Below are 13683 nucleotides of genomic sequence, written 5' to 3'. Positions count from 1 at the left end.
GTGACGTGCTTGCCTGTCGGCTGCTTTGCCGCCAGAATTCGGGTCAACGCCGGCTGAACGCGCGGCGAAAAGGCCGACTGCCATGGCGCCAAATTCAGGCAAAACGTATCTTGTTGCCATACGATCGTCAGCCGTGGGTGCCGTTTTGACCGTACTTGTGGCAGCGAGCGACCACGCAGTTGCGCAAGGCAAGCCATCCTTCGATTGCGCCAAGGCCGCCAGCGTGGCGGAAAAGGCCATATGCGCCGATCCGGTCCTGGCGCAGGCCGATGCCGACGTCGCGAAGAATCATGCCGCGCTGCTGAAGAGGCTCGATGCTCATGCCGGCAAGGCTCTGCGGGACGACCAAAGCGATTTCATCGCCTATCGCGATCAGATCGCCGGTTTCAACGAGAACACGCCCAAGGACCAGCAGACATTCGATCTCGGCGAATTCCTGCATGACCGCGCGACCTTCCTGGGCGGCATCCGTAAGCCGGCCGATGGCGGCTTCATCGGCACATGGAGCAGCGTGCGCGGTAGCGTCGACATCAAGGCTGTTGGCGGAGGCAAGGTCGAGATCTCGGAAGATGTTGTTTCCAATCCAGTTTCAGGAAGTGGGTCATGCGAGATCGACGGCACGGTCGCAAACCGCAATACGCTTCGACTTGAGGACACCGACGACAACGACAAACCGACTGGATTCGTCTTCACCTTTCGCCGCGACGGCGATGCGCTTGTCGTCGAGCAGAGCGGCGCCGGCAAGGATGGCAGATCGGAGCCACCGTCATGCGGCGCCAACGGCCATGCCGATGGAACGTTCCTCCTGAGCGAAAAACAGTAAACCTGCTGTCGGCAAAACCACCCCTCACCCGTCCTTGGTGAGACGGCGATCATGGTTCCTTGCCATGATTGCGCACCCAACAGGAGTTACCTCAAAATGCTGAACCAGACGCGTCTCGTTGCCGCCGGCCTCGCGTTCGGGGAGTCGCCGCGCTGGCATGACGGACGGCTGTGGCTCTGCAATTGGGGCACCGGCGAGATCGTCGCCGTCGATGCAGACGGCGACAGCGAGATCCTGCTCAAGATACCAGCCACCCTGCCATATTCCATCGACTGGCTGCCGGACGGGCGGCTGCTGGTCATCTCGGGGCGTGAAGGGCTGCTGCTGCGGCAGGAGGCGGATGGAACGCTGGCCACCCACGCCGATCTTCGGTCGCTGTCAAACAGCCCGTGGAACGAGATCGTCGTCGACGGGCGCGGCAACATCTATGTCAATGGCGGCGGGTCGGCGCCTGCACCGGGCGAGCATTTCGGGCCCGGCACCATCGTGCTGATCACGCCGGACGGCTCGGTTCGACAAGTGGCCGAGAACATCGCTTTCGCCAACGGCATGGCGGTGACGCCGGACAACAGGACACTGATCGTGGCGGAGTCGCATGCCAACCGGCTGACCGCCTTCGATATCGCGGAGGATGGCGGGCTTTCCAACCGCCGGGTCTGGGCCGATCTCGATGGCTTTCCCGACGGCGTCTGCCTCGATGCCGAAGGAACTGCCTGGTATGCGGATGTTCCCAACAAACGCTGTGTGCGGGTGCGCGAAGGTGGCGAGGTGTTGCAGACAGTCGATGCCGATCGCGGCTGCTTTGCCTGCATGCTGGGCGGGCCGGATGGCAGGACACTGTTCATCGTCGCCGCCGAATGGCGTGGTTTCGAGAACATGATCAGCGATGCCCGCACCGGCCAGGTGCTGAGCGTCGAGGCGCCAGCACCTGGCACGGGCTGGCCCTCCTACATCTCAGGCAGACGCTGATAGTTGGCGATATCGGCCTTCACACCCAGCCGGGCAATGGTCTCCTGCGGGTTGAAGCCCGCCCGCTCGTGGGCCGCCTTGACGATCGGCACGACATTGTCGACGGCCGCCTGGTTTTCCCATTCGACAATGGTGACCAGGTTGAACTCACCCGGACCCGAAAATTGCTCGAGCACGAAATCCTGGACGAAGCCTTGCTGCAGGCGCAGCAGTTCATGCGTTGCCCTGACCTTGCGAAGGATTTCTTCACGGGCCTCGGCAGGAACGACGAATTTGTCGACCCTGAACACGGCTGCCTCGGCAAATTTATCCATTTGAATCTGTCTCCGTTCTTGAACGACTTGGGTTCGGTGGCTCAGGAACGGGTTTGCGATCTCAACTTAGGTTGAGGTCAAGGGGAAATTTTCGGTGGTGATGATGGCGACGACGCTGCATATCTCCCCCCTTGAGGGGGAGATGGCCGGCAGGCCAGAGGGGATCGGTTCGACTGGATGCGCCCCCCTTGCGACCGATGAAGGTTAGCGCTCCACGCGCGGCGACCCCCTCTGTCGCCTTCGGCGCCCATAACCCCCACAAGGGGGGTTTGGGGCGCTCCGCCGCCTAGCTCACCTCCGAAGTCCGCCTGCGCACAACCACACCCAGCTCATCGCTCTCGCGTGCAACTCGAAGCCTCTCTTCGGCTTCTGTCGCTTCGCGCTGGCGGTCCCACATCGACGCGTAGAGGCCATGCTTTTGCATCAGCTCGGCATGGGTGCCGCGTTCGGCGATCTCGCCTTCCTTGAGTACGATGATCTCGTCGGCCGTGATCACCGTCGATAGGCGATGGGCAATGACGATGGTGGTGCGGCCCTTGCTGACCAGGTCGAGGGCGGCCTGGATCTCCTGTTCGGTGTGGCTGTCCAGCGCCGAGGTCGCCTCGTCGAGCATCAGGATCGGCGGCGCCTTCAGGATGGTGCGGGCGATCGCCACGCGCTGCTTTTCGCCGCCCGACAGTTTTAGCCCGCGCTCGCCGACCATCGAGCGGTAGCCTTCGGGCAGTCGTTCGATGAACGGGCCGATCTGGGCAAGCTCGGCGGCTTTCTGCATGTCTTCCTCGCTGGCGCCGATGCGGCCGTAACGGATGTTATAGGCGATGGTGTCGTTGAACAGCACGGTGTCCTGCGGCACCATGCCGATGGCGCCGCGCAGGCTCGCCTGCGTCACATCACGGACATCTTGGCCGTCGATCAGCACCTGACCGCCCTGGACGTCGTAGAAGCGGAACAAGAGCCGCGAAATCGTCGACTTGCCGGCGCCGGACGGGCCCACGATGGCCACCGTCTTGCCGGCCGGAACCTCGAAGGAGACGCCCTTCAGAATCTTGCGGCTGGGGTCGTAGGCGAAGTGCACGTCGCGGAACTCGACCTTGCCGGCTGTAACAGTGAGCGGCTTGGCATCCGGCTTGTCGGTGATTTCCTGCGGCACATCGAGCAGGTCGAACATCTGCTCGATGTCGGTCAGCCCCTGGCGGATTTCGCGGTAGATGAAGCCGATGAAATTGAGCGGCACCGAAAGCTGCATCAGCATGGCGTTGATGAAGACGAAGTCGCCGACCGTCTGCGTGCCGGCCTGCACCTCCAGCGCCGACATGCACATGACGATGACGGTGCCGAGACCGAAGATGATGCCCTGGCCGAAATTCAGCCAACCGAGCGAGGTCCATATCCTGGTCGCCGCCATTTCATAGCGCGCCATCGAACGGTCGAAGCGCTCAGCCTCCATACCCTCGTTGTTGAAGTATTTGACGGTCTCGTAGTTGAGCAGCGAATCGATCGCCTTGGTATTGGCGTCGGTGTCGCTGTCGTTCATGTCGCGGCGGATCGAGATGCGCCAGTCGCTGGCGCGCACCGTGAACCAGACGTAGAGCCACACCGTGGCCGCCACCACGACCACATATTTCCAGCCATAAGTGTAGGCGAAGATGCCGGTGGTCAGCGCGAATTCGAGGATAGTCGGCGCCGTGTTCAGCATGATGAAGCGCACGATCGTCTCGATGCCCTTGGTGCCGCGCTCGATGATGCGCGACAGGCCGCCGGTGCGGCGCTCGAGGTGAAAGCGCAGCGACAGCTGGTGCATGTGAACGAAGGTGCGGAACGCGAGCTGGCGCACCGCATATTGGCCAACGCGGGCAAACAGCGCGTCGCGCAGCTGGTTGAAGCCAAGCTGCACCAGCCGCACGACATTGTAGGCGACGACCAGCATCACTGGCGCCAGCAGGAAAGATGGCAGCGGCGGCGGCGATTTGGCGTCGCCGGCCAGGGCATCCGTCGCCCATTTGAAGAAATAGGGCCCGGCAACCAGCGTCAGCTTGGCAACGACCAGAAGCAGCGTCGCCCAGGTGACGCGTGCCCTGAGATCGGGGCGGTCGGCCGGCCACATATAGGGCCACAGATTGCGCAAGGTGCCGAAGGTCGAGCTATCGGAAACGGTTTTTTCTGCCACTTGTCTTGCCTTTGGGGTGAGAGGTCAGCGGCCGGAGCAGCAGGAGTTGACGAGTGCGGTCAGCGATGCGGAAACGTCGGCGAGCGCGGCGCGGTCGAGTTGATAGCGCGAGCGCTGGCGGTCGGGCTCGAAGCGGACCAAGCCTGCTTCGACCAGGATTTTCAGGTGCTGGGAGACCGTCGACTGCGCGAGGTCGAGATGGTCGACAACCTCACGGCAGCAGCAGGAGCGGCTGGCCGACAGATGTCTAAGGATCTCGATGCGCGCCGGGTGCGAGAGTGCGGCGAAGCGAGCGGCAACGGCGCGGCTTTGGGGCGGTGCGCAGTTTGCGTGGTCTGGTTCAGCGAGCGAGTCTGCCATCGTTCATCGGCGATAGACGATGAACGGGTGCGTGGCAAGCTAACCCGATGGGTAGAGCGACCTAATCTCCCCCCTCGAGGGGAGATGTCGCCGAAGGCGACAGAGGGGTCGGTACGTCCTGACGCAACGTCGTTTGCAGCAAAGAGAAGGTCGGCGTTCTGTGCGCGGCGACCCCCTCTGGCCTGCCGGCCATCTCCCCCTCAAGGGGGGAGATCAAGCGCTCGGCCGCTACTGCGTCTTCACCGGCGCCGTTGTCACCTGCTCGCCCATCGCCTTGAGGTCGGCGGCTTCGCCTTCCTTGGACTTTTCCGGAACCTTGAACACCTGCCCCGGCCAGATGCGGTCGGGATCGCTGATCTGGTCCTGGTTGGCGAGATAGATGGTCGAGAAGCGCACGCCGTGACCGTAGACGCGCCGTGAGATCCGCCACAGCGTGTCGTGCCTGCGGATGATGACCGCGCCGTCTGCATGTTCGAGCTTTGGCGCCACCGTCTCTGGCACATCGGGCGTTGCCGCCGCGACGACGGCTGGAACCTCAGCGGCGGGCGCTGCCGGTGCCGCAGGTGCCCCGGCAACCGCCGGGGCAGCCGGAGCCGGCGCTTCAGCCGCCGGTGCGGCTGGTGCGGATGCGGCAGCAGCCGGTGCGGGCTTCGCTGGGGCAGCCGCGATAGTGGCTGGCGCCGCAGGCTCCGGAGCGGCCGGTGCTTCGGCAGCAGCCGGTGCGGCCGGCTCAGCAGGCTTTGCTTCGCCGGGCTTGGTCTCGGTGGGCTTGGCCTCCGCGGGCGCCACGGCGGCGATCGCTTCGCCGGGTTCGCGCTCGAACGGCACGGCGGCGCGGGCCACGACCTTCACGCCGTCGGCGTCGAGACCGTCGACATGGATGGTGTAGCTGCCGACCGGGATGTCGCGCGTCGCCTCGACCAGGAAATGACCGTCGGGCGAGGTCACCGCATCACCAAGCAGGATATCGTTGGCATAGGCGCGCACCTTGCGGCCGGCGTCAGCCAGACCGGCGACGAAGATCTTGTTGCCGTCGATCTCGACCGCCTCGACGACGATCTTGGGTGCAGCCACGCCTGCCGCCGGCGGCGCTGCAGGTACTGCTGGCGCTGCAGGGGCAGTTGCGGCTTCCACAGCCGGAGCAGCAGGTGCTGTTTCAGCGGCCACGGCAGGCGCAGCCGTAGCAGGCGCCTCAGCGGCTGGGGCAGCGGCCTGATCGCCGGCGGCCGGTGCCGCGGGCTTGGTCTCGGGCGCCGGGACGCTAAGCAACTCGGCCGGCTTGCCGGGTTCCTCGACCATCGCCAGCACCTGGCCGGCGGCGTCCTTGGGAACCGAAACGACGGCGGTCTGCACGGAAGGGGTAACCACATCGCCGGCCGTCGCGCGCAACGCAATCGTATAGTCGCCGGGCTTCAGCGGATCGTCGAGAACGATGACGAAGGCGCCGTCCGGACCGGCGACAGTCGAGCCAAGCACCGAGGAGCCGTTGAGGATCTCGATCTTCGAATTGGGCGCAGCATTGCCGGCAACGACGATCGAGCCGTTGCTTTCGACGCGCACGACGTCGAAGCTCGGCGCAACAGCGCCGGCCGCGGCCGGCGCTGGGGTTGTTGGGGCAGCAGCGGGCGCGGCAGGTGCCGCCGGAGCCGCAGCTTCGGTCGCGGGAGCCGTTGCGTCGGCAGGCGCGGGTGCTGCGGGAGCCTTGGCATCGGTGGGCGCGGCGGGCGCCGGCGGCAGCCTTCCCTCGGTCCCCGGATCGGCCAGCTTTTCAGCCGGCGGCGTCAGCGATGCAATCGCCGCAGGCGGCGTGGGATTCAGATACGGGTCGAGTGCGCCCGATACATAGGCGGTTCCGACGACCGCGACGGTCCCACCGGCCGCGAACAGAAACGCCTTCAATGGATTAACAGCCATATTTCCCCTACCCCTTAGCCACCTGAAGCCGGTCTAGCGTGTTTTGCCGGCACCGACAAGAAAAAGCCCGGGCTTGTCAGCCTCTGGGGCTTGACCCCGCATTCAGACCCAATCACCAATCACTCATGAACACGATTCGATCCGTCTGCGTCTATTGCGGCTCGTCTCCGGGCCGCGATGAAATCTATGCCAAGGCCGGGCACCTGCTTGGCCGCTCGCTCGCCAAAGCCGGCCTGCGGCTGGTCTATGGCGGCGGCACCAAAGGCATCATGGGCGCCGTAGCCGAAGGCGCGCTCAAGGCCGGCGGCAAGGTAACGGGCATCATTCCACGCTTCCTCATCAACAAGGAGGCGACCGAAACCGCGCTTGACCGGCTCGACGAGTTGCTGATCACCGACAACATGCACGAGCGCAAGCACAAGATGTTTGAGAAATCCGACGCCTTTGTGGCGCTGCCCGGCGGCATCGGCACGGTCGAGGAAATCGTCGAGATCATGACCTGGGGCCAGCTCGGCCATCACCGCAAGCCGATCGTCTTCGCCAACGTCAAAGGATTCTGGAATCCGATGCTGGCTCTGCTCGACCACATGTCGGGCGAAGGCTTCATCCACACCGCGCAGCGGGTCAAGCCGCTGGTGGTCGAAGACCCCGAGGCAATCGTCGCCGCCATCATGGTGGCGGGGTCGTCGGTCGATGCGCCGACGGAAGGCGTGCAGTCGGTGATTGATAAGATGTGATAGTGACTAGTGAGAGAGGCCCCGCTGCCCATCACGCCGTAGCGCGAAGATCCTCGACGATGGTACCGGAGGCAGCGACCTCCGCTTCATGGTCCGGCTCCCGCCAGGTCTCGGCGAGACCCGCCGCATACCAGTCCTGCATCGCCGGCAGGCCGAGCAATTGCGCGAGATAGGTGGCAGCAGCACCTTCGAAAGACAATCCATAGGACTGGACGCGGAACGCCACCGGGGCGAAGAAGGCATCGACGGCGGTGAAATGGCCGCCGGCAAGGAACGGCCCGCCGAACCGGGTGAGACCATCGTTCCACAGATCGCCCAAACGGAAGAGATCCCGCTTCAATGCCTCGGACATCGGCAACGGTTTTACCCGCAAGCCGCAATTCATCGGGCATGCGCCGCGCAAGGCCGTGAAACCAGAATGCATTTCGGCGGCGGCCGAGCGCGCCCAAGCTCGCGCCTTGGCCTCGGCAGGCCACACGCCATGGTGGCGCTCGGCGAGATACTCGGCAATAGCCAGCGAATCCCAGACAGCCCAGCCGTCATCCACCAGGCAAGGCACGCGCCCGCTGGGCGAGAACGCCCGGTAGAGATCGAAACTGGGCCCGGTCGGAAACGGCGTCAATTGCTCCTCGAACGGAATGTCGAGGGTGCGCATCAGCACCCATGGCCGCAGCGACCATGACGAATAGTTCTTGTTGGCGATATGCAGCACGTACATCGAAAGGCTCCCTACTTCGGGGCCAACGCCACCGGGCGGATTTCACGGCCACGAAACATCGACCAGGAATACATCGCCAATGCCGCCCAGATCAGCGCAAAGGCAATTGCTTGCGTGGTGCCGAACGGCTCGTCGAAAATCAGCACGGCGATCAGGAACACCATGGTCGGTGCGATGTACTGCATGATGCCGATGGTGGAGAGGCGCAGAAGCTTGGCGCCGAAGGCGAACAGAAGCAGCGGCACCGAGGTGACTGGCCCGCAGCCGATGAGCAAAGCCATATCGGTGCCGTTGCTGGAGATGAAATGGTCCTGGCCGTTGACGACCAGGAAGACGATGTAGGCAAGCGCCGGCACCGACAGCAAAAGCACTTCGAGCAGAAAGCCCTGGCTCGGGCCGATCGGCAGCGTCTTGCGGAAGAACCCATAGGCAGCGAAGGAAAACGCCAGCGCCAACGACACCCAAGGCAATTTGCCGGCATCGACGGTCAGAACGGCAACTGCGACCGCCGCCAGCAACACGGCCGCGATCTGCAGCCGGTCGAGCTTCTCGCCGAGCAACAACGCGCCGACGACGATGCTAACTAATGGGTTGATGTAGTATCCGAGCGCGGTCTCGACGGTGCGGTCGACCGAGATCGCCCAGACATAGATGGCCCAATTGACGGAGATCAGGGTCGCCGTCAACGCCGCCATGGCGATGCTGCGTGGTGAGCGGATTGCCCCCTTGAAATCGGCGGTCCGACCGGCCCAGACCAGCACTGCAGCAGCAATCGGCACCGACCAGACGATGCGGTGGGCGATCACCTCGATCAGCGGCAGATGCGCAACCGCCTTCATGTAGAAGGGCAACAGCCCCCATAGCAGATAAGCGCCGAGCGCGAGGAGAAAGCCGTTGCGGGCTTTGGAGTCGGCGTCGGGCTGGATCGTGTCGCTGGCCATGGCAAACGCTATGGCCCAGTGGGCCATCCAAAACCATCGCAAAATTATGATGGATCAATGGACTTCCGCTGATGGTTCAAGGGGCGCCGCCAGTTCCTCGCCCCACTTCGAGGGGCGAGGAACCCAAGTCCTGCAAGCTTACTCCGCCGCCACCAATCCCGCCATGTCGCGGTTCTTCATCAGCTTGTAGACGATCGAATCCATCAGCGCCTGGAAGGAGGCGTCGATTATGTTTTCCGACACGCCGACCGTCCACCAGCGTGCGCCGGTGCCGTCATGCGATTCGATCAGGACGCGAGTGATCGCCTCGGTGCCGCCATTGAGGATACGCACTTTGAAATCGGCGAGCTCCATGTCGGCGATCTCGCTCTGGAATTTGCCGAGGTCCTTGCGCAACGCGATGTCGAGCGCGTTGACCGGGCCGTGGCCTTCGGCCACCGACATCTTCTCCTCGCCCTCGACCATCACCTTGACGATGGCTTCGGAGACCGTCTTCAACTGGCCGTTGGCATCGAAGCGGCGCTCGACCATGCAGCGGAACGAAGTGACGTTGAAGAACTCCGGCAGGCCGTGCAGCATTTTGCGCGCCAACAGCTCGAAGGAGGCATCGGCGCCCTCATAGGCGTAGCCCTCGGCCTCGCGGTCCTTGACCACCGAGATCAGCGCATCGAGACGATGGTCGTCTCTGGGCACATCGATGCCGCGCCGCTTCAGCTCGGCGAGGAAATTGGCCTTGCCGCCCTGGTCCGAAACCATAACGCGGCGGCGGTTGCCTACCGCCTCGGGCGGCACATGTTCATAGGTCGCCGGCTCCTTGGCCAGGGCGGAGGCATGGATGCCGGCCTTGGTGGCGAAGGCTGAGGCGCCGACATAGGGCGCCTGCGCTTCCGGAGCGCGGTTCAGCAATTCGTCGAAGGCGCGGGAAAGCCGGGATATCCCGGTCAGCGCCTCGGCCGAGATGCCGGTTTCGAAGCGATCGGCGAAAGCCGGCTTCAGCGCCAGCGTCGGTACGATCGAGACCAGATTAGCGTTGCCGCAGCGCTCGCCGATGCCGTTCAGCGTGCCCTGGATCTGGCGCACGCCGGCCTCGACGGCGGCGAGCGAATTGGCCACCGCTTGGCCGGTGTCGTCATGGGCATGGATGCCGAGATGGCCGCCCGGAATACCTGAAACAATGACCTTGTCGACGATGGCGCGCACTTCCGAGGGCTGCGTGCCACCATTGGTGTCGCACAACACCACCCAGCGCGCGCCGGCATCATAGGCGGTCCTGGCGCAGGCCAGTGCGTAGTCCGGATTGGCCTTGAAGCCGTCGAAGAAATGCTCGCAATCGACCATCGCTTCCTTGCCGGCGGCAACAGCTGCTTCGACCGACGCGTTGATCGAGTCGAGGTTTTCCTCATTGGTGCAGCCGAGCGCGACGCGGACATGATAGTCCCAGCTCTTGGCGACGAAGCAGATGGCGTCGGACTTGGACTGCACGAGCGCTGCCAGGCCCGGGTCGTTGGATGCCGACACGCCTGCCCGCTTGGTCATGCCGAAGGCGACGAACTTTGCCTTCGCCGTGCGCTTCTGCCGGAAGAAGGCGGTGTCGGTCGGATTGGCGCCGGGATAGCCGCCTTCGACATAGTCCATGCCGAACTCATCGAGCAGCTTGGCAATCGCGATCTTGTCCTCGACGGAAAAGTCGATGCCCGGCGTCTGCTGGCCATCGCGGAGGGTTGTGTCGAAGAGATAGAGGCGTTGTTTGGTCATTGTTCTGTTGGCGCGCGAGCACCCCCCTCTGGCCTGCCGGCCATTTCCCCCTCAAGGGGGAAGATCGGCAGCTTTAGCGTCGGATCGTTTCCTGCAGCGACGGAGATTTGCGAAAGCGCCGATGACAGCCAATCTCCCCCCTTGAGGGGGAAATGGCCGGCAGGACAGAGGGGGGTGCCACGCGCTGTCATTTCCCCGCAAACCCATCCGTCGCGCGTATCAGCCGATCCAGAATCCCCGGCTCCGAATAGGAATGGCCGGCGCCTTCGATGAGGTGGAAATCCGCCTTCGGCCAGGCCTTGTGCAGGGCCCAGGCATAGCGCGCCGGGCACGGCATGTCGTAGCGGCCGTGGACGATTGTGCCGGGAATATCCGCGAGCTTATGGGCATCGCGCAGAAGCTGCCCCTCCTCCAGCCAGCCGGCGTGGACGAAATAGTGGTTCTCGATGCGGGCAAAGGCGATGGCGAAGTCGTCCTCGCCGAACTTGTCGCTGGTCTCCGGCTCCGGTAGCAGCGTGATCGTCTCACCTTCCCACAGGCTCCAGGCAAGGGCGGCTTCCAGCTGCGCCTTGCCATCGGCGCCGACCAACCGCCTGCGGTAAGCGGCCATCATGTCGCCGCGCTCGGCTTCAGGAATTGGCGCCAGGAAACGCTCCCATTTGTCGGGGAACATCTCGGAGACGCCGAACTGATAGTACCATTCGAGTTCGGCGCGGGTCAGCGTGTAGATGCCGCGCACGACAAGCTCGCTGACGCGATTAGGATGCGTCTCGGCATAGGCCAGCGCCAGCGTCGAGCCCCACGAGCCGCCGAACACCAGCCATTTTTCGAAGCCGCACATCTCACGCAGCCGCTCGATGTCGGCAACCAGGTGCCAGGTGGTGTTGGCCTCGAGCGAGGCGTTGGGTGTCGATTTCCCGCAGCCGCGCTGGTCGAACAGGATGACGTCGTAAAGCTTCGGGTCGAACAATTGCCGATGTTTTGGCGAGAAGCCGCCGCCGGGACCGCCATGCAGGAAAACGGCCGGCTTGGCGCCCCTGGTTCCGGAGCGCTCCCAGTAGATATGATGGCCGTCGCCGACATCGAGCATGCCGGACTCGAACGCCTCGATCTCTGGATAAAGAGTACGAAGTTCACTGTTCATTTCATTGCTCATATTTTCAGGCCGTGCGCGGGCCAGTCCGTGGTTTCGTGGTCGGGATGCTGGAAGGAGATGATCTGCTCCTGGCGGGAGTAGAAATCCGGATCCTGATGCATGGGCTGGTCAAAGATCGTTTCCACCCAAGGCAATCGGACCGCGTAGTTGACCTGGATCTGCGGCGCCAGATCGGAGCGGTCGTCGAAGGCGCCGATGGCGATCTCCAGTGCGCCAGGTTGGCGATAGGTCAGCGGTGTACCGCAGCGGGCACAGAAGCCGCGATCGATGTTGACCGACGACTGGAAATAGGTGGGCTCTTCGCGCATCCATTCGACGCCATCGTTGGGCACTGTCACCAGCGCGCCGAAAAACGAACCGAACTGTTTCTGGCACATGCGGCAATGGCAGATGGACGCCCGGCCGAGCTTGCCCTTGATGCGGAAACGCACGGCACCGCACTGGCAGCCGCCGGTTCGAACTTCATCGGTCATGATTTTTCCTCTGGCGGCCATTGTTCGGTGTCATGGTCGGGATGCTGGTAGGAGACGAGCTCGGCGAGATAAGGCGCCGACGACATGTCGGCCATGGTGTCCTCGCCCGGCAATTGCGGGATGGTATCGACATAGGGAAGTTTTGCCTCCGTGCCCCACTGGATCAGCGGCACGATATCAGCCGGATTGTCGAAGGCGCCGATGGCGAGGCCGATGCCGTCCGGCGCGGTAAAGGTCAGCGGCGTGCCGCAATTGGCGCAAAAGCCACGATCGACATGGCTGGACGAGGCGAAATATTTCGGTTCGCCGCGCGTCCAGTCGAGTTTGGCGCCACGCACCGAGACCAGGGGCGCGTAAAATGAGCCGAACGCCTTCTGGCACATGCGGCAATGGCAGATCGAGGCGTCACCCAGCGCACCCTCGACGCGAAAGCGCACCGCGCCGCACTGGCAGCCACCGGTGTAGATCGGCCGGTTGTCGAGGCTCATGGCGTCTCACTCCGTTTCATAGTCATTCGGGCGCATGGCAGACGGCCTCGACATTGTTGCCGTCGGGATCCAAGACGAAGGCGCCGTAATAGTCCGGGTGATAATGCGGGCGCAGCCCCGGCCCGCCATTGTCCTTGCCGCCGGCGGCGAGCGCCGCGGCATGGAAGGCGTCGACCTCGGCGCGGCTGCGCGCGGTGAAGGCGACGTGCTGATGGGTCCTCGGCTTGTCATCGCTGGCCTGCAGCCAGAACACCGGCCGGTCGCGGCCATAGCCACCGACCTTGGCGCCGCCGGTATATTCCAGTGGCACCATGTAGATCAGCGAGGCGCCAAGCGGCGCTATCGCCTGGTCATAAAAGGCTTTCGACGCGTCGAAGTCGGCGACATTGATGCCGAGATGGTCGATCATGAAACAAGTTCCTCCCTTGCTGGCGCCGGCACGTCGGCGCCGGCCAAGCCGGCCCCGATGACGATGTGCTGGCAGGCATTGTCGATATCGCGGATGACGTCGTCGTTCCAGAAGCGCAGGATGGTCCAGCCACTGGCACTCAATTGAGCGCTGCGTGCCTTGTCGCGTTCTGCATCTTCTACGTCGGCATGCTGACTGCCATCAACCTCGACTACGAGGTGGTGGGCCGAACAGGCGAAGTCGACAATGTAGGGTCCAATCGGTACCTGTCGGCGAAAGCTTATCCCCATCAGCCGGTGAGCCCGCAACTCATTCCACAGTTTCAGCTCGGCATCGGTCATGAAGCGACGCATGGACTTTGCATTCTTGCGCTGACGCGATGGAACGAGGTCGTGACCCATGCTCAGGCCACTCCGCGCTGGCGATTAGCGAAAACCGAGGCGAGGGCTGATCTCCCCC

15 protein-coding genes are annotated in these 13683 nt (G+C 63.7%); 3 read left to right on the top strand and 12 right to left on the bottom strand.

What is annotated here, in order from left to right; all coding sequences use genetic code 11:
* Positions 1 to 145: 145 nt before the first annotated feature.
* On the top strand, positions 146 to 823 hold the full coding sequence (locus NKJ76_RS18680) for a lysozyme inhibitor LprI family protein (RefSeq protein ID WP_352538069.1): 678 nt from the start codon (positions 146 to 148) through the stop codon (positions 821 to 823).
* Between the two features lie 96 nt (positions 824 to 919).
* A complete protein-coding gene (locus tag NKJ76_RS18675) occupies positions 920 to 1792 on the top strand; it encodes an SMP-30/gluconolactonase/LRE family protein (protein WP_352538068.1) in 873 nt (290 codons plus the stop codon).
* Here the strand turns inward: NKJ76_RS18675 and NKJ76_RS18670 are convergent.
* The 4 genes from NKJ76_RS18670 to NKJ76_RS18655 form a co-directional block, all read right to left on the bottom strand.
* On the bottom strand, positions 1771 to 2106 hold the full coding sequence (locus NKJ76_RS18670) for an antibiotic biosynthesis monooxygenase (RefSeq protein WP_352497157.1): 336 nt from the start codon (positions 2104 to 2106) through the stop codon (positions 1771 to 1773). The two genes, NKJ76_RS18675 and NKJ76_RS18670, sit on opposite strands and share 22 nt — an antisense overlap.
* Positions 2107 to 2392: 286 nt before the next feature.
* Positions 2393 to 4273, bottom strand: coding sequence for an ABCB family ABC transporter ATP-binding protein/permease (locus NKJ76_RS18665; protein ID WP_352497156.1), 1881 nt, complete (start codon positions 4271 to 4273; stop codon positions 2393 to 2395).
* A 24-nt stretch (positions 4274 to 4297) separates the two neighbouring features.
* Positions 4298 to 4633, bottom strand: coding sequence for an ArsR/SmtB family transcription factor (locus tag NKJ76_RS18660; RefSeq protein WP_023672695.1), 336 nt, complete (start codon positions 4631 to 4633; stop codon positions 4298 to 4300).
* A 228-nt stretch (positions 4634 to 4861) separates the two neighbouring features.
* Entirely contained in the window at positions 4862 to 6547 is a 1686-nt protein-coding gene (locus NKJ76_RS18655; RefSeq protein WP_352538067.1) for a LysM peptidoglycan-binding domain-containing protein, read from the bottom strand.
* A gap of 125 nt (positions 6548 to 6672) precedes the next feature.
* On the opposite strand from NKJ76_RS18655, the gene NKJ76_RS18650 reads away from it, so the two are divergent.
* Positions 6673 to 7284 carry an LOG family protein gene (locus tag NKJ76_RS18650; RefSeq protein ID WP_352538066.1) on the top strand — a complete coding sequence of 204 codons (612 nt, stop codon included), beginning with the start codon at positions 6673 to 6675 and terminating at the stop codon, positions 7282 to 7284.
* A 31-nt stretch (positions 7285 to 7315) separates the two neighbouring features.
* Here NKJ76_RS18650 and NKJ76_RS18645 read toward each other — a convergent pair whose 3' ends face one another.
* The 8 genes from NKJ76_RS18645 to NKJ76_RS18610 all read right to left on the bottom strand — a co-directional run bounded on the left by NKJ76_RS18645 (position 7316) and on the right by NKJ76_RS18610 (position 13625).
* Positions 7316 to 8002, bottom strand: coding sequence for a glutathione S-transferase family protein (locus NKJ76_RS18645; protein WP_352538065.1), 687 nt, complete (start codon positions 8000 to 8002; stop codon positions 7316 to 7318).
* Between the two features lie 11 nt (positions 8003 to 8013).
* Positions 8014 to 8943: an EamA family transporter RarD gene (gene rarD, locus NKJ76_RS18640; RefSeq protein ID WP_023743784.1), complete on the bottom strand. Its 930-nt coding sequence runs from the start codon at positions 8941 to 8943 to the stop codon at positions 8014 to 8016.
* 138 nt (positions 8944 to 9081) lie between these two features.
* Positions 9082 to 10698 (bottom strand): citramalate synthase, encoded by a 1617-nt coding sequence (gene cimA, locus NKJ76_RS18635; protein ID WP_352538064.1) that lies wholly within the window; start codon positions 10696 to 10698, stop codon positions 9082 to 9084.
* Between the two features lie 187 nt (positions 10699 to 10885).
* Positions 10886 to 11842, bottom strand: coding sequence for a prolyl aminopeptidase (gene pip / locus NKJ76_RS18630; protein ID WP_023743783.1), 957 nt, complete (start codon positions 11840 to 11842; stop codon positions 10886 to 10888).
* Positions 11843 to 11850: 8 nt separating this feature from the next.
* Positions 11851 to 12327 (bottom strand): GFA family protein, encoded by a 477-nt coding sequence (locus NKJ76_RS18625; protein ID WP_352538063.1) that lies wholly within the window; start codon positions 12325 to 12327, stop codon positions 11851 to 11853.
* On the bottom strand, positions 12324 to 12815 hold the full coding sequence (locus NKJ76_RS18620) for a GFA family protein (protein WP_352538062.1): 492 nt from the start codon (positions 12813 to 12815) through the stop codon (positions 12324 to 12326). The genes NKJ76_RS18625 and NKJ76_RS18620 overlap by 4 nt, the downstream gene beginning before the upstream one ends.
* A 22-nt stretch (positions 12816 to 12837) precedes the next feature.
* A complete protein-coding gene (locus NKJ76_RS18615; protein WP_023673572.1) occupies positions 12838 to 13224 on the bottom strand; it encodes a VOC family protein in 387 nt (128 codons plus the stop codon).
* On the bottom strand, positions 13221 to 13625 hold the full coding sequence (locus NKJ76_RS18610) for an endonuclease domain-containing protein (RefSeq protein ID WP_352538061.1): 405 nt from the start codon (positions 13623 to 13625) through the stop codon (positions 13221 to 13223). The genes NKJ76_RS18615 and NKJ76_RS18610 overlap by 4 nt, the downstream gene beginning before the upstream one ends.
* Between the last annotated feature and the right edge of the window lie 58 nt (positions 13626 to 13683).

The sequence above is a fragment of the Mesorhizobium sp. M0029 genome (genome assembly GCF_040323735.1).
Lineage (GTDB): Bacteria > Pseudomonadota > Alphaproteobacteria > Rhizobiales > Rhizobiaceae > Mesorhizobium.
Note: the sequence above shows the minus strand (reverse complement) of the source record. Positions and strands in the feature narration are given on the sequence as shown.

Coding starts and splice junctions, on each gene's coding strand:
- NKJ76_RS18675 (WP_352538068.1), top strand. CDS start 920: ATGCTGAACCAGACGCGTCTCGTTGCCGCCGGCCTCGCGTTCGGGGAG.
- NKJ76_RS18670 (WP_352497157.1), bottom strand. CDS start 2,106: ATGGATAAATTTGCCGAGGCAGCCGTGTTCAGGGTCGACAAATTCGTC.
- NKJ76_RS18660 (WP_023672695.1), bottom strand. CDS start 4,633: ATGGCAGACTCGCTCGCTGAACCAGACCACGCAAACTGCGCACCGCCC.
- NKJ76_RS18655 (WP_352538067.1), bottom strand. CDS start 6,547: ATGGCTGTTAATCCATTGAAGGCGTTTCTGTTCGCGGCCGGTGGGACC.
- NKJ76_RS18650 (WP_352538066.1), top strand. CDS start 6,673: ATGAACACGATTCGATCCGTCTGCGTCTATTGCGGCTCGTCTCCGGGC.
- NKJ76_RS18645 (WP_352538065.1), bottom strand. CDS start 8,002: ATGTACGTGCTGCATATCGCCAACAAGAACTATTCGTCATGGTCGCTG.
- rarD (WP_023743784.1), bottom strand. CDS start 8,943: ATGGCCAGCGACACGATCCAGCCCGACGCCGACTCCAAAGCCCGCAAC.
- cimA (WP_352538064.1), bottom strand. CDS start 10,698: ATGACCAAACAACGCCTCTATCTCTTCGACACAACCCTCCGCGATGGC.
- pip (WP_023743783.1), bottom strand. CDS start 11,842: ATGAACAGTGAACTTCGTACTCTTTATCCAGAGATCGAGGCGTTCGAG.
- NKJ76_RS18625 (WP_352538063.1), bottom strand. CDS start 12,327: ATGACCGATGAAGTTCGAACCGGCGGCTGCCAGTGCGGTGCCGTGCGT.
- NKJ76_RS18620 (WP_352538062.1), bottom strand. CDS start 12,815: ATGAGCCTCGACAACCGGCCGATCTACACCGGTGGCTGCCAGTGCGGC.
- NKJ76_RS18615 (WP_023673572.1), bottom strand. CDS start 13,224: ATGATCGACCATCTCGGCATCAATGTCGCCGACTTCGACGCGTCGAAA.
- NKJ76_RS18610 (WP_352538061.1), bottom strand. CDS start 13,625: ATGGGTCACGACCTCGTTCCATCGCGTCAGCGCAAGAATGCAAAGTCC.